Annotated in this window: 22 protein-coding genes; 14 read left to right on the plus strand and 8 right to left on the minus strand. The window is 65.2% G+C overall.

Annotated elements, in window-relative coordinates:
* The first annotated feature begins 320 nt into the window (after window positions 1-320).
* Window positions 321-788, plus strand: coding sequence for a hypothetical protein (locus QZ409_RS08185; protein ID WP_296709204.1), 468 nt, complete (start codon window positions 321-323; stop codon window positions 786-788).
* Window positions 789-849: 61 nt separating this feature from the next.
* Here QZ409_RS08185 and QZ409_RS08190 read toward each other — a convergent pair whose 3' ends face one another.
* Both QZ409_RS08190 and QZ409_RS08195 read right to left on the minus strand, forming a co-directional pair.
* The gene (locus tag QZ409_RS08190; protein ID WP_296709206.1) at window positions 850-1,611 is read right to left on the minus strand and encodes a methyltransferase; all 762 of its coding nucleotides are present in this window, start codon (window positions 1,609-1,611) and stop codon (window positions 850-852) included.
* On the minus strand, window positions 1,586-1,810 hold the full coding sequence (locus tag QZ409_RS08195) for a DUF2007 domain-containing protein (RefSeq protein WP_296709208.1): 225 nt from the start codon (window positions 1,808-1,810) through the stop codon (window positions 1,586-1,588). The genes QZ409_RS08190 and QZ409_RS08195 overlap by 26 nt, the downstream gene beginning before the upstream one ends.
* Window positions 1,811-1,971: 161 nt before the next feature.
* On the opposite strand from QZ409_RS08195, the gene QZ409_RS08200 reads away from it, so the two are divergent.
* Window positions 1,972-2,985 (plus strand): polyprenyl synthetase family protein, encoded by a 1,014-nt coding sequence (locus QZ409_RS08200; RefSeq protein WP_296709210.1) that lies wholly within the window; start codon window positions 1,972-1,974, stop codon window positions 2,983-2,985.
* 63 nt (window positions 2,986-3,048) lie between these two features.
* On the plus strand, window positions 3,049-3,936 hold the full coding sequence (locus QZ409_RS08205; RefSeq protein ID WP_296709212.1) for an alpha/beta hydrolase: 888 nt from the start codon (window positions 3,049-3,051) through the stop codon (window positions 3,934-3,936).
* A 1-nt stretch (window position 3,937) separates the two neighbouring features.
* Here QZ409_RS08205 and QZ409_RS08210 read toward each other — a convergent pair whose 3' ends face one another.
* From QZ409_RS08210 to QZ409_RS08225, 4 genes are all read right to left on the minus strand, one after another.
* Complete coding sequence (locus QZ409_RS08210) at window positions 3,938-5,860, minus strand: ABC transporter ATP-binding protein/permease (protein ID WP_296709213.1); 1,923 nt, start codon at window positions 5,858-5,860, stop codon at window positions 3,938-3,940.
* Window positions 5,861-5,933: 73 nt separating this feature from the next.
* Complete coding sequence (locus QZ409_RS08215; RefSeq protein ID WP_296709215.1) at window positions 5,934-7,049, minus strand: acyltransferase; 1,116 nt, start codon at window positions 7,047-7,049, stop codon at window positions 5,934-5,936.
* A 240-nt stretch (window positions 7,050-7,289) separates the two neighbouring features.
* A complete protein-coding gene (locus tag QZ409_RS08220) occupies window positions 7,290-7,880 on the minus strand; it encodes a hypothetical protein (RefSeq protein ID WP_296709218.1) in 591 nt (196 codons plus the stop codon).
* A 68-nt stretch (window positions 7,881-7,948) separates the two neighbouring features.
* Entirely contained in the window at window positions 7,949-9,082 is a 1,134-nt protein-coding gene (locus QZ409_RS08225; RefSeq protein WP_296709220.1) for a homoserine O-acetyltransferase, read from the minus strand.
* A 265-nt stretch (window positions 9,083-9,347) separates the two neighbouring features.
* On the opposite strand from QZ409_RS08225, the gene QZ409_RS08230 reads away from it, so the two are divergent.
* On the plus strand, window positions 9,348-10,130 hold the full coding sequence (locus QZ409_RS08230) for a LuxR C-terminal-related transcriptional regulator (RefSeq protein WP_296709223.1): 783 nt from the start codon (window positions 9,348-9,350) through the stop codon (window positions 10,128-10,130).
* A gap of 8 nt (window positions 10,131-10,138) precedes the next feature.
* Here the strand turns inward: QZ409_RS08230 and QZ409_RS08235 are convergent, their stop codons facing one another.
* Entirely contained in the window at window positions 10,139-10,504 is a 366-nt protein-coding gene (locus QZ409_RS08235) for a cell division protein ZapA (protein ID WP_296709225.1), read from the minus strand.
* Window positions 10,504-10,878 carry a DUF4164 family protein gene (locus tag QZ409_RS08240; RefSeq protein ID WP_296709226.1) on the minus strand — a complete coding sequence of 125 codons (375 nt, stop codon included), beginning with the start codon at window positions 10,876-10,878 and terminating at the stop codon, window positions 10,504-10,506. Before QZ409_RS08240 ends, QZ409_RS08235 begins: the two co-directional genes overlap by 1 nt.
* Before the next feature lie 318 nt (window positions 10,879-11,196).
* Here QZ409_RS08240 and tkt point away from each other — a divergent pair, with 318 nt between their 5' ends.
* The 10 genes from tkt (at window position 11,197) to QZ409_RS08290 (ending at window position 21,877) form a co-directional block, all read left to right on the plus strand.
* The gene (gene tkt, locus QZ409_RS08245) at window positions 11,197-13,182 is read left to right on the plus strand and encodes a transketolase (RefSeq protein ID WP_296709227.1); all 1,986 of its coding nucleotides are present in this window, start codon (window positions 11,197-11,199) and stop codon (window positions 13,180-13,182) included.
* Window positions 13,183-13,272: 90 nt separating this feature from the next.
* Window positions 13,273-14,280, plus strand: a complete 1,008-nt coding sequence (gene gap, locus QZ409_RS08250) for a type I glyceraldehyde-3-phosphate dehydrogenase (protein ID WP_296709229.1) — start codon at window positions 13,273-13,275, stop codon at window positions 14,278-14,280.
* Between the two features lie 69 nt (window positions 14,281-14,349).
* Window positions 14,350-15,543 carry a phosphoglycerate kinase gene (locus tag QZ409_RS08255; protein WP_296709232.1) on the plus strand — a complete coding sequence of 398 codons (1,194 nt, stop codon included), beginning with the start codon at window positions 14,350-14,352 and terminating at the stop codon, window positions 15,541-15,543.
* A 224-nt stretch (window positions 15,544-15,767) separates the two neighbouring features.
* The gene (gene fba / locus QZ409_RS08260; RefSeq protein WP_296709234.1) at window positions 15,768-16,835 is read left to right on the plus strand and encodes a class II fructose-bisphosphate aldolase; all 1,068 of its coding nucleotides are present in this window, start codon (window positions 15,768-15,770) and stop codon (window positions 16,833-16,835) included.
* Between the two features lie 100 nt (window positions 16,836-16,935).
* Window positions 16,936-17,571, plus strand: coding sequence for a thiamine phosphate synthase (locus QZ409_RS08265; RefSeq protein WP_296709236.1), 636 nt, complete (start codon window positions 16,936-16,938; stop codon window positions 17,569-17,571).
* Entirely contained in the window at window positions 17,568-18,485 is a 918-nt protein-coding gene (locus QZ409_RS08270) for a tetratricopeptide repeat protein (protein WP_296709237.1), read from the plus strand. The genes QZ409_RS08265 and QZ409_RS08270 overlap by 4 nt, the downstream gene beginning before the upstream one ends.
* Window positions 18,486-18,631: 146 nt before the next feature.
* The gene (locus QZ409_RS08275; RefSeq protein ID WP_296709239.1) at window positions 18,632-19,423 is read left to right on the plus strand and encodes an inositol monophosphatase family protein; all 792 of its coding nucleotides are present in this window, start codon (window positions 18,632-18,634) and stop codon (window positions 19,421-19,423) included.
* A gap of 116 nt (window positions 19,424-19,539) precedes the next feature.
* Window positions 19,540-20,433 (plus strand): flagellar motor protein MotA, encoded by an 894-nt coding sequence (locus QZ409_RS08280; protein WP_296709241.1) that lies wholly within the window; start codon window positions 19,540-19,542, stop codon window positions 20,431-20,433.
* On the plus strand, window positions 20,433-21,419 hold the full coding sequence (locus QZ409_RS08285) for a peptidoglycan -binding protein (protein ID WP_296709243.1): 987 nt from the start codon (window positions 20,433-20,435) through the stop codon (window positions 21,417-21,419). The genes QZ409_RS08280 and QZ409_RS08285 overlap by 1 nt, the downstream gene beginning before the upstream one ends.
* The gene (locus QZ409_RS08290; RefSeq protein WP_296709246.1) at window positions 21,416-21,877 is read left to right on the plus strand and encodes a GNAT family N-acetyltransferase; all 462 of its coding nucleotides are present in this window, start codon (window positions 21,416-21,418) and stop codon (window positions 21,875-21,877) included. The genes QZ409_RS08285 and QZ409_RS08290 overlap by 4 nt, the downstream gene beginning before the upstream one ends.
* The last annotated feature ends 12 nt before the right edge of the window (window positions 21,878-21,889 follow it).

Raw genomic sequence — 21,889 nt, forward strand, 5'->3', positions numbered from 1 at the left:
CGCGGCTGGGCTCGTCGGTCTGGGCTCGTCAGTCCTGTCTCACTTGGGCTGGCGGGCGCAACCTAAAGGGAGGGGCAATGCGGGTCAACACGAGCCGGCCCGGCGCCGGTTTCTAAAATTTTGCTCATTCCGGAACGTCGAGAGTGGGCCAACGTTGCGCTGTCAGTGGGCGAAAGCCCTGGGCGATTTCCGTTAACTGAGTCCGTGGGTTCAGCGAAGCGAAACCTTGTCCCGGGAACGAAAGCGTGGCCATTGCGTTCAGCATTGGTTCAGGGGCGAAGGATTAGGATTTCGCACATCTATTTCCAGGAGGTTTCGCCATGGCGTTTTCCAATGGTTTCTTCAAGACGGCGGCGGTGGCGGCGATCTCCGCTGGCGCGCTTGTCCTTTCCGAACCCGCCTTCGCTTTCCATGGCGGCGGTGGCTTTCACGGCGGCGGGTTCCGTGGCGGCGGTTTCGGCGGCGGCGGCTTTCGCGGCGGCGGCTGGGCGGGTCGCCCGGGCGGCTGGCATGGCGGCGGTTGGGCAGGCCGTCCTGGCTGGAATGGCGGCTGGCGTGGCGGCGCCTGGAATGGCGGCTGGGGTTGGGGCGCTCCCGTAGTGGCGGCGCCTGTATTCGGCTGGGGCTGGGGCGGCGGCTGGGGGCCGGGCTGGGGCGGCGGTTGGGATAACGGCTGGGACAACGGCTATTATGCCGCTCCGGTTTACAACCAGTGCTTCCTGCGCCGCGTGCAGGTTCAGACGCGATATGGCTGGCGTTGGCGCCGGGTCCGCTATTGCTATCAGTAAGGCTTTCGGTGAGGGTTTGCGTTCACGACGTTTCAAACCGGCCTTCGGGCCGGTTTTTGATTCAGCCCTCGAACAAGCGCCGCCCCGTCCGGTGGATATCTTCCGCCAGAGCCGTGAAGCGCCCGTCCGGGCCGTGCAGGACCAGGCCCGGCAGCAAAGCGAGGGGCGCCTTCGATCCCTTCCGGCCCCGCAGGATCACGCGCACGGCGCTCTCCCCCTGTTTTGGAAAGATGGGCAGGACGCGCAATTCGCCGAGCCGCCCCGACAAAGCCGCGAGCAGAGCCTCCAGCGCGTCGGCGCGATGAATCGCGACCAGGGTTCCACCTGGGCGCAGGAGCGCCAGGCTGGCGCGCAGCCATTTTTCCACGCCGCCCTCGTCCAGCACATGCGCCATGGCGCGGTCGGAATCGGGCGACTGCCGCGCCTCGCCGGCGGTGAGAAAGGGCGGATTGGTGACGACCAGTTCCGCCGCCTCGACCAGCCCCTCGGCCTTGCGCGCCGAAACGTCAAACAGATTGGCCTCGATCACGCGGGCGCGGGTCGCCAAGCCGTTGAGCGTGACATTTTCACGCGCCAAAGCGGCGGCGGGCGCGTTCTTCTCCATCAGCGCCACCTCCGCGCCCGGATTGACCTGCGCCAGAGCGAGGCCGACCGCGCCGACGCCGGCGCCGACATCGACAATCAGCCCGCGCGGAACATCCGGCGCGGCGGCGGCGAGCAGCACGGCGTCCGTGCCGACGCGATGGCCGCGCGCCGGTTGATGCAAGGCCAGCCTGCCGCCGAACAGGCGGTCCGGCTCAGGGTTGAGACAATTCGCCGCCAAAGCCCGCCTCCCGCAGCAGCCGCCGCGCCCGGTCCGCCTGATCCTCGGGCACGACGAAGCGGCGCGGGAGGAAGCCCAGCGACCCTTCCATCACGCTCATGTTCTGGTCGGCGATGAAAAAATAGACGCCAGCGTCGCGCAAAAGGGCCTCGACGGCGGAGATCAGCACGATGTCATTCGTGCGCAGCAGTTCGATCATGTTTTGGGCTCGGCGAGGACGAGAGAAACTGTAAGGCCGTGGCAAAGGGCTGGCAATGCGGGCCGCGGCGCGGGCTTTCGTAACTTGTGTGGCCAAAAAGCGACTTTTCCTTTTGCTTCCGCCGCTCTATGGTCGCGCCGCTATATAAAAAGGGGCGCGCTTTGGGTCTGGTCATACCTTTCGACGAGAAAACCAGCGAATCCGGGCTGGAGAATCTCGTCGCCCTGGTCGCCTCGGATATGAACCGGGTCAATCAAACCATTCTCTCGCGCACCGGCTCGGATGTCGCGATGATCCCCGAAGTCGCCAATCATCTCATTTCTTCGGGCGGCAAGCGCCTGCGGCCCATGCTGACGCTCGCGGGCGCGGGCCTGTGCGGCTATAAGGGCGAAGGCCACATCAGGCTCGCCGCCGCGGTCGAATTCATGCACACCGCGACCCTGCTCCATGACGACGTCGTGGACCAGAGCGACATGCGGCGAGGCAAGCTCGCGGCTCGCATGCTCTGGGGCAATGAGGCCAGCGTTCTGGTCGGCGACTTCCTGCTCGGCCAGGCCTTCCGCATGATGGTCGAAGTCGGCTCGCTCGCCTGTCTCGACGTGCTCTCGGTGGCCGCCACCGTGATCGCGGAAGGCGAAGTAATGCAGCTTTCCGCCGCCAAGGACACGGAAACGACGGAAGACGCCTATCTTGCCGTGATTCGCGCCAAGACCGCCGAGCTTTTCGCCGCTGCCGCCGAGGTTGGGCCGACCGTCGCCAACCGCCCCAAGGCGGAAATCGAGGCCTGCCGCGCCTATGGCATGAATCTCGGCGTAGCCTTTCAGCTCGTTGACGACGCGCTGGATTATGGCGGCCAGTCCGCCAAGCTGGGCAAGAATGTCGGCGACGATTTCCGCGAGGGCAAGATCACCTTGCCGGTAGTGCTGTCCTTCCGGCGCGGCTCGGAAAGCGAGCGCGCTTTCTGGAAGCGCGTGCTGGAGCAGGGCGAGATCGCCGAGGGCGACCTTGAAACCGCGCTGGCGACCATGAAGAAGCACCGCGCACTGGAAGACACGGTCGAGCGCGCCCGCCATTACGGCGCCATGGCGCGCGACGCCCTCGGGCTCTTTCCCGATTCGCCCTGGAAACGGGCGCTGCTCGATACAGTCGATTTCTGCATCGCCCGCGCGCATTGACGCGGGCGGCGCGACGCTAATATTTCAGGTCGCAAGTACGCCGCAACATCCGGAGCAGGACCGATGGCGCAGAGCGAAATCGACGCCATACGCGCCTTGTTGGGGGCTAAGCCCCGTCCGGTCGGCTGGGAGCAAAGGCGGCTGCGCCTCGACGAGGTCGGCTCGGTCTGGCCCGTCGCCGACGACGTCAGGCTCGAGAGCGTCGAAATCGGCGGAATTCCCGGCGAGTTTTCGAGCGTCCCCGCCGCCGATCCTTCCGGAATCCTGCTTTATTTTCATGGCGGCGGCTATTGCTCCGGTTCGATCCTGAGCCATCGCCGCATGGTCACCGAAGCCGGCCGCGCCTGTGGCTTGCGCACGCTGGCGATCGGCTATCGGCTGGCGCCGGAACATCCCTTTCCCGCTGCTTGCGAGGACGCGATCGCGGCGTGGAATTATCTGCGCAAGCAGGGTATCGCCGCCGGCAAGATCGTCGTTGGCGGCGACAGCGCGGGCGGCGGCCTCACGCTGGCGCTGCTGCAACATTTGCGCGACGCCGGCGAAGACGCGCCGGCCTGCGCCTGGCTCGCCTCGCCCTGGACGGATCTCACCATGTCCGGCGATACCATGGCCAGGAAGGACGCGGTCGATCCGCTGATTCACAAGGCCTATCTCGAAGAACTCGCGCAGGCCTATGCTCCGGCAGGCGCGAACCGCAAGGACCCACGCATCTCGCCGCTATTCGCCGATTTGAGCGGGTTGCCGCCGCTCCTGATCCAGGTCGGCTCGGACGAGACCTTGCTGGCGGATTCGACCCGTCTGGCCGAAGCGGCGGGCGCGGCGGGAAATGCGGTCACGCTCGAAATCTGGCCGCAGATGATCCATGCGTGGCCGTTGTGGAACGCGCGGCTTGAGCCCGGCCGTAGGGCGCTGGCGCAGCTTGGGACCTTTGCGCGGCGCTGGCTGGCCTGACCTAAATCTCAGACGCCCGCAGCAGGGCTTCGTCGCGGTCGCGGCGCAGCGAATCCTCTTCGGAATCCGCCATGGGCGCCATTTCGCGCGGCGAGGCGGAAAGTTCCTCTTCCTCGCGCGCCTGCCTCCGCCACAGGGCCGCATAGGCGCCATCCGCCGCCAGCAGGCTCTCATGCCCGCCGCGTTCGATCACACGGCCCTTGTCGAGCACCAGGATTTCGTCGGCGTTGACCACGGTCGAGAGGCGGTGGGCGATGACGATGGTGGTGCGCCCGCGCGAGGCTTCGTCCAGCGCGCCCTGAATTTCGCGTTCGGTGAACGTGTCGAGCGCGCTGGTCGCTTCGTCCAGCACCAGAATGGGCGGCGCTTTCAGCAGCGTCCGGGCGATGGCGACGCGCTGTTTCTCGCCGCCCGAGAGCTTCAGGCCGCGTTCGCCGACCTGCGCCTCATAGCCGCCGGGCGCGCTTTCAATGAAGGCGTCGATCTGCGCTTGCGTGGCGGCGGCCCGCATTTCGGCTTCCGTCGCGTCGGGCCGGCCATAAAGGATGTTGTAGCGGACGCTGTCATTGAACAGCACATTGTCCTGAGGGACCATGCCGAGCTTCGACCGCAGGGACGCCAGCGAGACCTTGGCGATGTCCTGGCCGTCGATCAGGATGCGGCCCTGCTGCGGGTCGAAGAAGCGGAAGATCAGTCGCGAGATGGTAGACTTGCCGGCGCCCGAGGCGCCGACAATGGCGAGCGTACGGCCGGCTGGAACCTCGAAATCGACGCCGCGCAGGATCTCCCGCGCGGGGTCATAGGCAAAATGCACATTCTCGAACCGCAGGGCGCCGGCCTTGACGATCAGGGCGGGCGCGTCGGGCGCTTGCGAAATCTCGTTGGGCTGTTCGAGAATGTCGAACATCATGTCGATGTCGATAATCGCCTGCTTGACCTCGCGATAGAGCATGCCCATGAAATTGAGCGGCTGATAGAGCTGGATGAGCATGGCGTTGAGCATCACGAAATCGCCGACGCTGTTGCGGCCTTCGCTGATGCCGATCACACATAAAGACATGATCGCGACCATGCCGAGCGTGAAGATGAAGGCCTGGCCGAAATTCAGCACCGCCAGCGAGACATAGCTTCTGACGCTGTTGCGCTCGTAACGCTCCATCGAGCGGTCGTAGCGCGCGCTCTCGCGCTGTTCCGCGCCAAAATATTTGACGGTCTCGTAATTGAGCAGGGAGTCGATCGCCTTGGCGTTGGCGTCGGAGTCGCTCTCGTTCATCGAGCGGCGGATGCCGATGCGCCAATTCGTCGCCGCCGCCGTATAGGCGAGATAGGCGGCGATGGTCCCGGTCGTGATCGCGGCGTAGCGCCAGTCGAACTGGAAGAGCATGACGCCGAGGATGAGGGCGAATTCGAGCGCCGTCGGCACGCCATTGAGCGTGACCATCCGCGTCAGCGTCTCGATGGCGTTGCGGCCGCGCTCCAGCACGCGGGTCAGCGCGCCGGTCTTGCGTTCGAGATGAAACCGCATCGACAAGGCGTGCAAATGCACGAAGACATCCACGGCGAGACGGCGCACGGCGTTCATCGCCACGTCCGCGAACACCGCGTCGCGCGCCTGCGTCAACCCCGCCATGACAACGCGCAAGGCGCCGTAAAGCAACGTGAGGGCGAGCGGCGCGGCGAGCAGCGACAGGCCGGACGCCTCGCCCGCATGCAGGGCCACCAGCGCGTCGGTCGCCCATTTGAAGGCGAAGGGGACGGCGACTGTCGCCAGCTTGGCGAGCGTCAGCAGCGCCAGCGATGCGAAAATGCGCAGGCGCAAATCAACGCGTTCGCGCGGCCAGATATAGGGCCAGAGCCGGATCAGCACCGGCCCGAGGCGGGGACCCTTTGTTTCGTCGTTCCTGTCGGCGGATAAGTCGCGCATCCCTGCCTTTGGGCTGGAGGGGAAATTTCATCTTCCCATATAGGCCCGTGCGCGCCGTTGCGCCAACGCGCGATCAGGCCGTGCGGCGGCGGCGCCATTCGAGAAACTCGAAGCGGAGCCGTTCGAACAGGCGCTCGGTCGCTTGCGCGGGAATGAGTTTCGCGGCCAGCGCCGGCTTTTCCACCAGCCGCCACGAGAGAACGGCGCAGGTCAGGCTCAGGGCGCAGGCATAGAGATTCATAGCCGTCAGCGTCAGGCCGGGGACCAGAGCGACCAGGCTTTGCTGGATAGGAAAGGCGTAGATATAGACGCCATAGGAATAGTCGCCGAGGCGATTATAGGCGCGAACCGGCCCGGCGAAGAGATAGGCCATGTGCAGCACGATCGGGCCGAGCGTTAGCATGTAAACAGCGAGGAAGGCATGCCGGTTGAGCGCCGCGAGGCCGAGCGCGGCGGCCAGCGCGGCAAGCCGGAAATAGGAAAGCCGCACATGGCCGCGCCAGAAATAGCAAGCGGCGCCAAAGAAAAACATCGCCATCGGCGCTTCAATATTCTCGCGCCCGTTGTGAATTTCGATCTTGGTGAAGGCGACCACCGTCAGGATGAGCGCTGCGAGCGGCGCGCCAAAGCGAAATGCGGCGGGGCGCCAGGACGGCTTGATCGCGAAGAGAACCCAGGCCGCCGCCATATATTCATAGAGCCGCCACTCGACCGGCAGCGTCCAGAGCGAGCCATTGACGCCGGCTCCGAAGGGATTGCCTTCGAACACCCCCGGCAATTTGAAGCGGATTCCGTTGATGAGCGTCGCGCAGCGCCAAAAGTAATCATGGGTGATGGGCGAGGCGAAGAACTCGGACGCCGGCAGGGTTCCGACGAAAAGGCCAAGGCTGGTCACTGTGATCAGCAGCATCGCCCACAGCCCGGGGAACACCCGCATGAAGCGCGCCCAGACGAAATCGAAAATATTGGCGCGCGAAAACAGGCTGCCGGCGATGAGAAAGCCGCTGGTGAAGAAAAACACGTCCACGGCCGCGCCGCCGAGTTCGACCAGGCGCGGGTAAAGCGGATCGCCAACGGGTTCGAGCCCAAGCAACGCGCGGCTATGAATGAACAGGACGGTGAAGGCCGCCACGACGCGGATCAGGTTGAAATTATTGTCCCGCCCGCGCGCCTTCTCCAGAAAGATCATCGATTGACGGCCCCGGTCGTTTCTTTCGCTCGCCCTCTTATACCAGGACTTACAGGCGCAAGGCTGTGAGCCCTGGTTAGGCGCGACTGCGCCCAATAGCCCGTCGCAAGACGGGCGTCTTGCGACGCCCTTTTGGCTTATGCGAGGGATTCCTTGACCGCGATGACGCGGTCAAGGAGAAATGCTATTAGGGGCTTCGCCCCGGATCGGCAAGCTTTGGCGCGGAAACGCCGCCGCGCGTCAGTCATGCACGCCCGGGGCGGACGCCAGCTCAGGAACCGGCCAGGCGTGGGGTCGGCGGCGGCCATATTCGCCCTTGAACGCCTCGCGCCAGATCGCCAGCGCCTCTTCCTCGGTCGCCGCCGTGACGAAGCGCGGCTTGGTGGAGGGCAGTCCGTGGCGGTCGAGGCAGGCGACCCAGAACAGGTGAAGACGCTGGGGGTTGGACGCCTTGGCTTCGCGCAGGAAATCAGCGGCGTCGCAGATCGAGTCCTGGAGCTGGACGAGCCCGGATTTCTTCGGCTCTTCGGCGGATGCGATCGCTTCCGTCCACAAAGCGAGCCCCGCCGCCTCGTAAAGATCGCCGGCGAGCTTGCGCGCCTTGGCGAGCGGAAGGGACAGGTTCAGGCCGCCCGACGAACGCTTCTTGGCGGCGGCCTTCTTTGCTGCTCCTTTCTTGACGACGCTCTTCTTGGCGGCGGCCTTTTTCGCGCTGCGCGTCGCCGCGCCGGCCGCCCGCTTCTTCGGCGTTGTCTGCTTCTTGGCGGCGCCGCTTTCATCGGGCGTCCCTACGCTTGGATCCATCGGGGCCATCTTGTTTTTCTTGTTCATTGCGAATGCGCCCCGCGCTGGAAATCGAAATTGCGGCTCCATCGGGCGTGAGCCGGCCCGATTATGGCCTAAATCTGCCGCGCGAGGAAAGCGGCGATCTGGGCGCCGGCGTCGGCGATGCGCATGATGCCATTGTAATGGCCGTAGGGGCCGGCGAGCTTGGCTGTTTCGACCGCGATGCCGCCGGCGCGCAGGGTTTCAGCCGTCGCCTCTACCCATTCGGGCAGGAAGACCAGATCGTCTGGCGCGTAGATCAGAAGCGTCGGCGCCCTGATCCGCGCAAGGCCATCGGCGACGCTCGCCGCGCCGGCCCCGGCGCCGGGGATATAGGTCTGGTTGGCGCGGGCCAGATAGAGCATGTGGTTGGCGTCGGCCATCGGCGCCCGCGCCCGCACGGCCTCTTCCAGCGTCTTGTCGATGGCGAAGGGCGTCGAGGCGATATCGCCCGGATCGGCGCCTTCCGCGACGGCGCGGCCGCCTGCTGTGTCGGCCCATTCGCTGTGCAGGGCGTGCAGGGTCATGATCCGCATCGCGGCTTCGAGTCCGGCGCGCGGCGGAATCCCGTCGTAATAGGCGCCGCCGCGCCAGTCGGGATCGAGCCGGATCGGCTGAGTCCACATCGACAGCCAGCCGGTCAGCCAGCCGTTGAAGCTGGGAGCGGCGATCACCGGAATGATACGCTCCATGAAATCCGGGTAGGAGGCCGCCCATTCGAAGGTCTGCAGCCCGCCCATTGAGGGGCCCATCACCGCGTGAAGCCGCCTGATGCCGAAAGAATCGACCAGAGCCTTCTGCACGCGCACGAAATCGGCGATGGCGACAGCGGGGAAGCTCAGGCCATAGGGATGGCCCGTAGCGGGGTCGAGGCTCGCCGGCCCGGTGGTGACGACATTGGGGTCGTTGGCGTTGAAATTGACCAAGGTGTCGGAGGCGATGACGAAATAGCGGTCCGTATCCACCGCCTTGCCCGGGCCAATGATCGAATCCCAATAGCCGGGCAGGGGGTCGTCGGCGCGATAGCGGCCTGCCGCATGGCTGCTGCCCGAAAAATAATGCGCGACGAGAATGGCGTTGTCGCGCGCTTCATTAAGCGCGCCATAGGTCTCATAGCCCACCGCGACATCGCGGATCGTCGCGCCGCCGACCGTGCGCAATTCGGGAAGCTCGAAACGCTGTTTTTTGACCAGGAGATCTTCCGCCACGAGCTGTCCTTTCGGGAGCGTTGGAATGGGGCCTCATCGGCACTATATTCTTTTCATGAATTTTTCGAGGGCCGGAGGCGTCAGTCGCCTGCCGCGTCTGCTCAGGGGGAACGAAATCGAGGGAAAATTTAAGGCCGCGCGACGAGGACGTAAGAAAGTACAATAGCCGCTTCCTGTTGAAATGCTGCATTGCAGCATTGGAATGATGGAAGCTCGCCGCGGCGTTTTGCCGGTCGCCCTTTTCACGTCAATTCAAGGTCACCCGATGCCCATCGTCAAAGACAGCCGCAGTAGGAACCCGCGGGTCGCGCAAGGGCGGAATCTGCTGGCGGCGTCGCATATCGATGGCGCGCTTTCGAGTGAACCGCTGCCCGGTCCGGTCGCCGACGATCCGCATACGACCTCGAACCTGTTCGCCCGTCAGGTCCGCATGGCTTACGGCCTGTTGCAGACGGCGGTTGAGGAGGCTGCCGAATCCGTCGAATGCAATAATGTGAAGCTCGCGGCCGAGCTGGAGGATCTGCAGGCGCGGGCGCTGCGCTCGATTCATGACAGCGCGCTCGCCACGATCGACTTGTTCGAGGCTCTCGGCGCCGCCCAGACGCCCGGCGAGCTCGCCAGCCGCCAGATTGTGTTGGCGCGGCGTCAGCGCGACACCGTCAATGAGCGCGTCACGGAATTTTTCGCCTCGGCGCGCAAGATGGCGTCGTTGATGACCGACCCGCTGAACAGGCATATGCGCGCCCTGTCCGGCGCGCTGGCGCCGCCGGATCGCGGGCCGCCCGAAGAGGGCGATTCCCTGCTCTCGCGCCTCAACAGGCTCACCGCGCGGCAGAAGAAGGTGCTGGAGCTGCTCGCCGAGGGCCTGCCCAACAAGGTCATCGCGCATGAGCTCGGCATCAGCGAGACGACCGTGAAGGCCCATGTCGGCGAAATCCTGCGCAAGCTGAAGGTCTATAACCGCGCCCGCGCCATCGTCATGCTGGCGCAGTTCGACATGGAGCAGATTCGCGCCTTGTCAAAGGGCGAGAGCGCCGACGGCGAATAGACGCTCGGTCAGGAGCCTTCTTCGTTCAGCGCGCGAGTCGCGGCCTCGACCTCGGCCGCCGCGTCTTCAAGCGCCGCCGCCGCCCATGCCGCGCTTTCGTCCAGTCGCAGGCGCAATTGCTCCGTCTCCTCGCGCGCCCGGGCGGTCGCCTCGGCTTCCGCCGCCAGCTTCTTGCGCGTCGTGACGAGTTCGTCGGCGACGGTCAGCGCGGCCATCACGGTGATGCGCTGGTCGCCGATCTCGCCGAACGCGCCCCGCAATTCATCGATCTTGGAATCCACCAGCCGCGCCAGCGATTCGATATGCGCTTCCTCGCCCTCGTCGCAGTTCATGCGATAGGTGCGGCCCGCAATCATGACGACAGCTTGCGCCATTAAGCCTCCTCGCCTGAATCAGCGGCGAGCACGGCGCGCACGGCGGCCGCGGCGCGTTCGATCCGCCGCGCGGCCTCGCCATTGGCGCCTTCCAGCGCCCGAACGCGGTTCAGGGCGGAGTCGACCTCCAGCGCCAGCCGGGAGCGATCATCCTGCAAGGCGGAATATTCGGCGGTCTGGTCAGCCTGTTCGATCGCCCGCTCGGCCTGGCGGATCACAGCGGCGTCGAGCCCCTCCAGCGCGGCACGCAGCCGACGCCGCGCCGCGTCAAGCCGCTCCTGAGGCCCCGACCGATGGCCGCGCGGGTCCGCAGCGGCCCCGGGGGCGGCGGTATCGGCTTCGGCTGGCGTCTGTTCGTTCAGCGTTGGGGACAAGTGCGGCTTTCACATCTCGCGGCTCAAATCGGGCGCCGCCGCGAGCACGGGCGATTCCAACAGTCTAGCCGACAATTTAACCAACAATCTAGCATCGTCCCAGTCGCCGCCAAGGGGTTCCCCGCCGAGGCCACAGGAAATTGGGCGCTTTCCGTCGGATTTGCGGGGCATGGGCGGTTGGACGGCTCTGTTCCTTAGACCCTTTTTGCTCTTTGGCCCCGTGAAGCTGTGGCTCGGTGAAGCTTTGACTCACGGGCGCGACCTGATATCAACCCCGCCAAATGGCGACCCTCCAAGCGAAACGATCGGAATCCTGAAATGACCGAAGTCAGCAGCGTCTCTCTGGCCAACGCCGTCAGGGCGCTTTCCATCGACGCCGTCGAGCAGGCCAAGTCCGGCCATCCCGGCCTGCCGCTCGGCGCCGCCGACGTCGCCACGGTCCTGTTCACCAAAGTGCTGAAATATAACGCCGCCGACCCGACCTGGCCGGATCGCGACCGTTTCGTGCTGTCCGCCGGCCATGGCTCGATGTTGCTCTACGCGTTGCTCCATCTCTCCGGCGAGAAGAGCATGACGCTGGAGGAAATCCGCAATTTCCGCCAGTTCGGCTCGAAGACGCCCGGCCACCCGGAATATGGCCATACGGCGGGAGTCGAAATGACCACCGGCCCGCTGGGGCAGGGCCTCGCCACCTCGGTCGGCTTCGCCCTGGCGGAGCGTATGCTCGCCGCCGAATTCGGCGACGTGGTCGATCACCGCACCTATGTCCTCGCCTCCGACGGCGACCTGATGGAAGGCGTCTCGCAGGAGGCCATCGCGCTCGCCGGCCATCTCAGGCTGAACCGCCTCATCGTCCTGTGGGACGACAATGGCATTTCGATCGACGGCGCGATCTCGGTGTCCGATTCGGTCGACCAGCTGAAGCGTTTCGAGAGCGCCGGCTGGGCCGCGACCCGTGTGGACGGCCATGATTCGGCCGCCATCCTCGCCGCGCTGGAAACGGCGCAGAAATCCGACAAGCCGACCCTCATCGCCTGCAAAACGGTGATCGGCTTTGGCGCGCCGACCCGCGCGGGCAAGTCCAAGGCCCATGGCGAGCCGCTGGGCGCCGAGGAAATGGCGGGAACCAAGGCCGCCCTGAACTGGCCTCATGCGCCGTTCGAGGTGCCGGACGACATTCTGGCCGCCTGGCGCGCGGCGGGCGCGCGCGGCGCCAAGGCCCAGGCCGAATGGCAGGCCAAGGTCGACGCGCTGGAGCCGGCCAGGCGCGCGGAATTCCTGCGTCGCCTCGAAGGCCGTCTCCCGGCGGCGCTGGCTGAGGTCGTCGCGGCGGAAAAGCGCCGCCTCGCGAGCGTGGACACGGCTGTCGCCACCCGCAAGGCCTCCGAAGCCGCGCTAAAAGTCCTCGCCCCGGCCGTGCCGGAGCTGATCACCGGCTCGGCGGACCTCACCGGCTCCAACAACACCAAGGTCGAGGCCACCCCGGCCATTTCGCCCGGCAACTACGCCGGACGCTATGTCCATTGGGGCATCCGCGAACATGGCATGGCGGCGGCGGTCAATGGCATGACGCTGCATGGCGGCCTGATCCCCTCGGGCGCGACGTTTTTGGCCTTCGCCGATTATTGCCGCCCGGCGCTGCGCCTCGCCGCGCTGATGGGAATTGGCTCGATCGAAGTGCTGACGCATGATTCCATCGGCCTCGGCGAGGATGGTCCGACCCATCAGCCGGTCGAACATCTGGCGGCGCTGCGCGCCATTCCCGGCCTGCTCGTCTTCCGTCCGGCGGACGCGACCGAGACGCTGGAATGCTGGCAGGCGGCGCTGGAAAATCGCGCGGCGCCCTCCGTGCTGGCGCTCACCCGTCAGAACCTGCCCGCCGTGCGCCGCGAGTTCGTTGCCGAAAACCTCTCGGCCAGGGGCGCCTATGAGCTGTCGGCGGCCTCCGCTGAGGCCAAGGTCACGCTGTTCGCGTCGGGCTCGGAAGTCGAGATCGCGCTTGACGCGCAGAAGATACTGGAAGGCGAGGGCGTTGCGACCCGCGTCGTCTCGGTCCCCTGTTTCGAACTGTTCCTGCGGCAAAACGACGCGGCGCGGCGCGAGATCATCGGCGCGGCGCCCGTGCGCGTCGCGGTCGAGGCGGGCATCCCCATGGGCTGGGACCTTTTCCTGGGCCGCGAAGGCGCTTTTGTCGGAATGACGGGCTTTGGAGCCTCCGCGCCTTTTAGAAAGCTCTTTGAACACTTCGGAATCGACGCCGCCGCGGTTGCTTGTGCGGCGCGAAACGGATTAAAGGGCCTCTAACGCAATTTCGCGCCGAACAGCGCCGGAATTGGAAGGGGCGATGCAAAAAGCCCCCGTTTTTTGACGGGATCATTCAAGGAGCGCATCGAAATGACGGTTAAGGTCTTCATCAACGGTTTTGGCCGCATCGGCCGCAACGTCCTGCGCGCCATCGTCGAGTCCGGCCGCACCGACATTCAGGTCGTCGGCCTGAACGATCTCGGTCCGGTCGAGACCAACGCCCATCTCGTGCGTTATGACTCCGTCCACGGCCGTTTCCCCGGCGTGGTCACAGTCTCGGGCGACACCATCGACGTTGGAACCGGCCCCATTAAAGTCACCGCGATCAAGGATCCGGCCGGCTTGCCGCTCGGCGAGCTGGGCGTGGATATCGCGCTGGAATGCACCGGCATCTTCACCGCCCGCGACAAGGCGGCGAGCCTGCTGACCGCCGGCGCCAAGCGCGTGCTGGTCTCCGCCCCCTCCGACGGCGCCGACCTCACCGTCGTCTATGGCGTGAACCACCACAAGCTGACCAAGGATCACCTGGTCGTCTCCAACGCCTCTTGCACCACCAATTGCCTGTCGCCGGTCGCCAAGGTCCTGAATGATTCCGTCGGCATCGAAAAGGGCATGATGACGACCATTCATTCCTATACGGGCGACCAGCCGACGCTCGACACCATGCACAAGGACCTTTATCGCGGCCGCGCCGCGGCTTTGTCGATGATCCCGACCTCGACCGGCGCCGCCAAGGCCGTCGGCCTCGTGCTGCCGGAACTCAACGGCAAGCTCGACGGCTTCGCCCTGCGCGTCCCGACCCCCAATGTCTCGGTCGTCGACCTGAAGTTCATCGCCAAGCGCGCGACCACCAAGGACGAGATCAACGCCGTCATCAAGGCCGCGGCTGAAGGCCCGCTCAAGGGCGTGCTCGGCTACACGACCGAGAAGAATGTCTCGATCGACTTCAATCACGATCCCCATTCGTCGATCTTCCACATGGATCAGACCAAGGTCATGGAAGGCACGCTGGTGTCCGTCCTGTCCTGGTATGACAATGAATGGGGCTTCTCGAACCGCATGGCCGATACGGCCGTCGCGATGGCCAAGCTGATCTGAACGAAATTTCCGGCGCGCTTCCAAAACGGAAGCGCGCTTTTTTCTTCATTTCTTTCGCCCGAGGCCGCCATGTCTGCTTTTCGCACCCTGGATTCCGCTGAACTCAAGGGCAAGCGCGTGCTTGTCCGCGTCGATCTCAACTTGCCGATGGATAATGGCAAGGTGACCGATGCCACCCGCATCGACCGCATCCTGCCGACACTGAACGAAATCTCCGGCAAGGGCGGCAAGCTTATCCTGCTCGCTCATTTCGGCCGCCCGAAGAATGGGCCGGACGAAGCCAATTCGCTGAAGCCCGTCGCCGCCGCGCTCGCCGGGCATCTCGGCAAGCCGGTCGCCTTCGCCACGGATTGCATCGGCGCCCCGGCCGCGGAGGCCATCGCCAAATTGGCTGACGGCGACGTCCTGCTGCTGGAAAACACCCGCTTCCACAAGGGCGAGGAAAAGAACGACCCCGCGCTGGTCGAGGCTTTGGCCGCGCTTGGCGACATTTATGTCAATGATGCTTTTTCCGCCGCCCATCGCGCCCACGCCTCGACTGAGGGTCTGGCGCGCAAACTTCCCGCTTATGCAGGCCGCACCATGCAGGCCGAGATCGAGGCCTTGTCCAAGGCGCTGGAAAAGCCGGCCCGCCCGGTCGGCGCGGTCGTTGGCGGCGCCAAGGTTTCGTCCAAGCTGGAATTGCTCGGCAATCTGACCAAGAAGGTCGATTTCCTGATCATCGGCGGCGGCATGGCCAATACGTTCCTCGCCGCGCAAGGCAAGAAGGTCGGCAAGAGCCTGTGCGAAAAGGACCTGCTCGACACCGCACGTGAAATCCTCAAGAACGCCGCCGCGAATAAATGCCAGATCGTGCTGCCGCTTGACGCCGTCGTCGCGACCGAGTTCAGGGCCCATGCGCCATCGCATATCGTCAGCGTCGATCATGTCGGCGACGACGAGATGATCCTCGACGCCGGCCCGAAATCGGTGGCGGAGGTCGAGGCCGTGCTGGGCGCGATCAAGACACTGGTCTGGAACGGCCCCTTCGGCGCTTTCGAGCTTGAGCCTTTCGACGCGGCGACCAACGCCGTGGCCCGATTCGCCGCGCGGTTGACCCAGGAAGGCAAGCTGCTTTCCGTGGCCGGCGGCGGCGACACGGTGGCGGCGCTCAATCACGCTGGCGTAGCGGAGAAGTTCTCCTATGTCTCGACCGCCGGCGGCGCCTTCCTCGAATGGCTGGAAGGCAAGGTCCTGCCGGGCGTCGAGGCGCTCCGCGCCTGACCCGCAAATGAATGCGGACGGTTGTGCCACCACCAACAACCGTTCGCATCGCCGAACGCCTCGGAACGCGTTGATCTGCAGGCCGTTGATAGAAAGCGCCTGGTCGATGTCCGGGAACATCCCGGCGCCGCGCGTTAAGGCTGCGTCAAAGGGCTTGCTTCCCAACCCGCGCCAAGTGCGTTAAACGCGCGCCTGTCAGTTTTCAAATGAGGAGAGGATCGCGCATGGCTCGCATTACCCTTCGCCAGCTGCTCGACCACGCCGCTGAGCACGATTACGGCGTTCCGGCCTTCAACATCAATAATATGGAGCAGGCGCTGGCCATCATGGCCGCCGCTTCCGCCGTGGACGCGCCGGTCATCATCCAGGCCTCGCGCGGCGCCCGCCAATATGCCAATGACGTCATGCTCAAGCACATGATGGACGCTTGCGTCGAAATCTATCCGCAGATCCCGATCTGCGTGCATCAGGATCACGGCAACAGCGCCTCGACCTGCTTCACCGCGATGCAGGCTGGCTTCACTTCGGTGATGATGGATGGCTCGCTGAAAGAGGACGGCAAGACCCCGGCCGACTGGGACTATAATGTCGGCGTCACCAAATATGTCGCCGACATGGCGCATCTCGGCGGCATTTCGGTCGAAGGCGAATTCGGCGTCCTTGGCTCGCTCGAAACCGGCATGGGCGAGAAGGAAGACGGCCACGGCTTCGAAGGCAAGCTGTCGCATGACCAGCTCGTCACCAATCCCGACGACGCCGTGAAATTCGTCAAGGCGACCGGCGTCGACGCGCTGGCCATCGCCATGGGCACCTCGCACGGCGCCTATAAATTCTCGCGCAAGCCCGATGGCGCCATCCTGGCGATGAACGTGATCGAGGATATCCACCGCAAGATGCCCGGCCTGCACATGGTCATGCACGGCTCCTCCTCGGTGCCGCAGGACCTGCAGGACATCATCAACGCCTTTGGCGGCAAGATGCCCCAGACCTGGGGCGTGCCGGTCGAGGAGATCCAGCGCGGCATCAAGCATGGCGTGCGCAAGATCAACATCGATACCGACAACCGCATGGCCATCACCGGCCAGATTCGCAAGGTTTTCGCGGAGCACCCCGGCGAATTCGACCCGCGCAAATATCTGAAGCCGGCGACCGACGCCATGACGAAGATCTGCCGCCAGCGCCTCGAAGAGTTCAACACGGCCGGCCAGGCCTCCAAGATCAAGAAGGTGTTCACGCTCGGCGAGATGGCCAAGCGTTACGCCGTGGGCGAACTGGCCCCGAAAGCCGCCTGAGCGGCGTTTCGGGCGGCTTTCGTCTGAAAGAATCGCGATGGGGCCGCGGCTTGCCGCGGCCCCATTTTTGCCTTTGAATTGAGCCATTGCCACGGCGACCATGACCGACTTCATCAAACCCCGCCTCTATCTCATCACCCCGCCGATCGCCGACGCGGAAGGCTTCGCGCCTGCACTCGAGGCCGCGCTGGACTCGGGCGACGTCGCCTGTGTGCTGCTGCGCTTCGCCTCACAGGATGAAGGCGCGCGGAAAAAGATCGTCAGATCGCTCGCGCCGCTCGTGCAGGACGCCGGCGCTGCCTTGCTGGTGCCGGACGATCCGCAGCTGGCGGCCCGCGCCGGCGCAGATGGCGTGCATATCGAGGGCGTCGGCGAGAATTTCGCGAGCGCGTTGGACAGCCTCAAGCCGGAGCGCATCGTCGGCGTGGGCGGTCTCGCCAATCGCGACGAGGCCATGGCGGCCGGAGAAAGCGACGCGGATTATTTGATGTTCGGGGGGCTTGAGCCGGGCGGAGAAAGCGCCGCCGAAATTCTCGAACGCGCGTCCTGGTGGGCGGAACTGTTCAACGTCCCCTGCATCGCTGTGGCGCATGAACTGGGCGATGTGGAATCCCTTGCCGGTTCGGGCGCGGAATTCGTGGCGCTGGGGGCGACAATTTTCGACGATCCGCGCGGCCCCGCCGCCGCGGTCGCCGAAGCCCAGGCCGCGCTCGACCGGGCGGAGGCGCGGGCTTGAGCCGTCACGCCGCCAGATTCGCGTTTTTCGCGGCGGTTGTTCTCGCCGCCAGTCCGGCCTGCGCCATTCTTGCGCCGGGCCAGCCGGACCACGCTTTCGGCGCCTTCCAGCGCGGCTATTTCCGCACGGCTTTCGACGAGGCGATGAAACGCATCGACGCTGACAGCCATGACGCGGCGGCGATGACCCTCGTCGCCGAGCTTTATGCGTCGGGCGTCGGCGTTCCGCAAAAGCGCGACGAAGCGCTGCATTGGTACAAGCTTGCCGCCGAGGCTGGCGACAAGAATGCGCAATATGTCCTTGGCAACGCCTTTCTTGCCGGCGACGGCGAGAAGAAGGACGTCGCTGCGGCGCGGGCCTTGTTCGAGAAGGCCGCCGCGCAGGATCATGCAGGCGCCTGGTTCAACCTCGGCGTCATCGCGCTCGAAGGCAATGGCGTCGCCTCGGACTTCAAGCAGGCGGCGGCTGATTTCCGCCGATCCGCCGATCTCGGCTTCGCCGACGCCGCCTATTCGCTGGCCTTGCTTTATCGCGAGGGCAAGGGCGTCGAAAAGGACCGGACCCAGGCGGCGCAATGGCTGCTGCGCGCGGCGCAGGAGGATTTTCTTGCGGCGCAAGTCGAATATGGCATCGTACTGTTCAATGGCGACGGCGTTCCGGCGGACGAGGCGGGCGGGGCCAGATGGCTGCTCCGCGCAGCCAATCGCAACAATGCCGTGGCGCAGAACCGCATCGCTCGCATGCTCTTCGCCGGGCGCGGCGTGAAGCCGGATCGCGTCGAGGCGGCGAAATGGGCCATTCTTTCGGCTTCCGCCGGCCTGCGCGACCCCTGGCTCGATTCCGAAACCGCGAAGCTGACGCAGGACGAGCGCCCAAAGGTCGAGACGGCGATCAAGTCCTATCTCGGCAAATGAGACTTGACCTGCGCCTCGGCTTGACGCGGGCGCGCGCGCAGGGCAAATCACCTGAGACTTTCGTATCGCGCCCGACCCTGGCGCCTGACTTCCGCATCTAATTTGCGCATTTGCCATCCCTGCGGGGACTGGCCCCGGAAAGCCCCATGATCAATTCCGCACTGATGAATGTGATGACCTCCGCCGCCCTGAAGGCGGGGCGCGGCCTGAAGCGCGACTTCGGCGAGGTCGAAAATCTCCAGGTCTCGGTCAAGGGACCGGGCGATTTCGTCACGATTGCCGACAAGAAGGCGGAACGGACGATTTTCGAGGAATTGTCCAAGGCCCGTCCCGGCTATGGCTTCGTGCTGGAGGAAGGCGGCATTGTCGAGGGCTCCGACAAGAGCCATGTCTGGCACGTCGATCCGCTTGACGGCACCACCAACTTCCTGCACGGCCTGCCGATCTTCGCCGTGTCGATCGGCCTGGAGCGCGAGGGCCAGATGGTTGCGGGCGTGATCTATAATCCCGCCACGGACGATATTTTCGTCGCCGAAAAGGGGCAGGGCGCCTATTACAACAACCGTCGCATCCGCGTCGCCGCGCGCCGCGACGTCTCCGAGGGCCTGATCGCCACCGGCATTCCGCCGCTCGCCGCCGCCAAGATTCATCCGCGTTTCAAGCAGGAGCTATCGTCGGTCATGACCCGGGCGGGCGGCGTGCGCCGCCTCGGCGCGGCCTCGCTCGATCTCGCTTTCGTCGCGGCTGGCCGCTTCGACGGCTTCTGGGAACGCGGGTTGAAGAGCTGGGACATGGCGGCGGGCATCGTGCTGGTGCGCGAGGCGGGCGGCTATCTGACCGACGCCGATGGCAAGCAGGACGTGTTCGGCACAGGCTCGATTTGCTGCGGCAATGAAATCATCCACAAGCAGCTGCTCGATCTTCTTAAAAAGGCCTGAGGCGGCGCGATATTCGGGCCGCGTGGCGCGTTTTGCCGGGGCGGGCCCCGAATATTCGTCTTGAATTTACCTCATCGTTGCGCTCAACCTAAGGTCAATTCTCAAGAGAGCGCCGGATGCCGGAAAAAGACGACTATCGCCTGTCCTCGCCCACCATTTTCCTGGTGCGCATGGTGGTGTTCCTGATTTTGGTCGGGTTCGTCGCCGCGATCCTGCATAGCCAGATTGAAACCGCTTTCATGGCCAATCCCGGCCTGAACGGCCTCATCGTGGCGGCGGCGGCGCTGGGCGTGCTGCTGGCGCTGACGCAGGTGGCGCGGCTTTATCGTGAAATCGCCTGGGTCAATGCGCATGACGACGGCGCGCCCGCAAGGCTTCCCGCTCTGCTCGCGCCGATGGCGCGGATCGTCGGGCCAAAGGGCAAGGCGCCCCTCTCGCCGCAGATCCTGCGGCTGGTGCTGGATTCGGTCGCCACGCGCCTCGACGAATCGCGCGAGACGTCGCGCTATCTCACCGGCCTTCTGGTATTTCTCGGCCTGCTCGGCACCTTTTGGGGCCTGCTGGAGACGGTCGGCTCCATCGGCGGCGTCATCGCCTCGCTGCAGGGCGGCGGCGAAACGACCTCCCTGTTCAATGATCTCAAATCCGGCCTCGCCCGTCCGCTCGCGGGCATGAGCCTCGCCTTCACCTCCTCGCTGTTCGGCCTTTCCGGCTCGCTGGTGCTCGGCTTTCTCGATCTACAGGCCGGGCAGGCGCAGAGCCGCTTCTATACCGAGCTGGAAGACCGGCTCTCGGCCGATCTCGAAGCGGCGCGGGCGCCGCAAGGCGCGCAGCAAGACTCCACCGAGGCGCTGGAAGGCCTGGCCACCGGCGTGCAGGCCCTGGTGCGGCACATGCGGCAGGAGCAACAGATGATTCGCGACTGGGTCGAGGCTCAGGCGGAACGGCAGGCGCGGCTGCAGGCGGTGGTGGAAGCCCATCTCTCGGGCGAGAAGCCGGGGCCGCGCTGATGGCTCTCTCTCGCGGTCGCCGCCGGCCGGAGGCGATGAATTACTGGCCGGGCTTCGTGGACGCGCTCTCGACCCTGCTGCTCGTGCTCACCTTTCTGCTTTCGGTCTTCGTCTTCGCGCAATATTTCCTGTCGCGCGACGTCGGCGGCAAGGATGCCGCGCTGGCGCGGCTGAACCGGCAGATCGAGGAGCTGACGGCGATCCTGTCGCTCGAAAAGGGCGGCAAGGCCGAGGCCCAGCAAAACCTGGCCGCGCTGACAGCGACGCTCGAAGCGACGCGCCGGGAGCGCGACGCGCTCGCGGCCGGCGCGGGCGCCGCGGCGGAAAATCTCGACGCCGAAAAGCAGCTTTCCGCGCGCGCACAGGCACAGCTCGATCTGCTCAACCAGCAAATCGCGGCCTTGCGTCGCCAGCTCGCTGCCGTGCAGGACGCGCTTGGCGCGCAGGAGGCCAAGGACAAGGAAAACCAGGCGCGCATTGCCGATCTCGGCTCGCGGCTGAATGTCGCTCTCGCGCAGAAGGTTCAGGAACTCGCGCGCTATCGCTCGGATTTCTTCGGGAGGCTGCGGGAAATTCTCGGCGAACGGGCTGACGTCAAGGTGGTGGGCGACCGTTTCGTGCTGCCCTCGGAGGTGCTGTTCGAAAGCGGGCAGGCGAGCCTCACGACGGAAGGTAAGGCGGCGGTGGACAAGATCTTTGTCGCGCTCTCCGAAGTGGCCAAGGAAATTCCACCCGAGATTCCGTGGGTTCTGCGGGTGGACGGCCATACCGACAAGCGCCCGATCTCGTCGCCACAATTCAAGTCCAACTGGGACCTGTCCGCCGCGCGCGCCATAGCCGTCGTACAATATTTGCTGACCAAGGGGTTCTTGCCGCAACATATATTGGCGGGCGCGTATGGCGAATTCCAGCCGATCGACGAGGGCGACAGCGAGGACGCCTTGCGGCGCAACCGCCGGATCGAACTCAAGATCACGGAACGATGACGATCTCGCTGCGTCCCTATAGCGACGAGGATTGGCCGGATGTTCTGGCCCTGTGGATCGAAACCTGGACCCTCGCCCGTCCGGATATTGATTTCGCCGCCCGCGCGCCCTGGCTCGCGAATTTGTTCGCGGACTCCGCCGCGCGGGGCGCCCATATTGTCGTCGCCGAGGACAGCGAGGGCCTGATCGGTTTTGTGCTTTACGAACCGGCGCGCAAATGGCTTGAGCAGATCGCGGTCCATCCGCGCGCGCTGGGTTCAGGCGCGGCGCAAAAGCTGATCCGTCACGCCAAACAGGCCTGTCCCGAGGGCTTCAGCCTCGACGTCAACGCCGACAATTTCCGCGCGCTGGCTTTTTATCATGGCGAAGGCTTTGAGCGCGTCGGCGTAGGCGTGAACCCGCTATCCGGCCTGCCGATTCTTTCGCTGCGCTGGACGCCGGACACGCGGGCGCGATAAAGCCCCGATCTC

Origin of the sequence: Rhodoblastus sp., from assembly GCF_019449565.1 — a bacterium.
Classification (GTDB): Bacteria; Pseudomonadota; Alphaproteobacteria; order Rhizobiales; family Beijerinckiaceae; genus Rhodoblastus.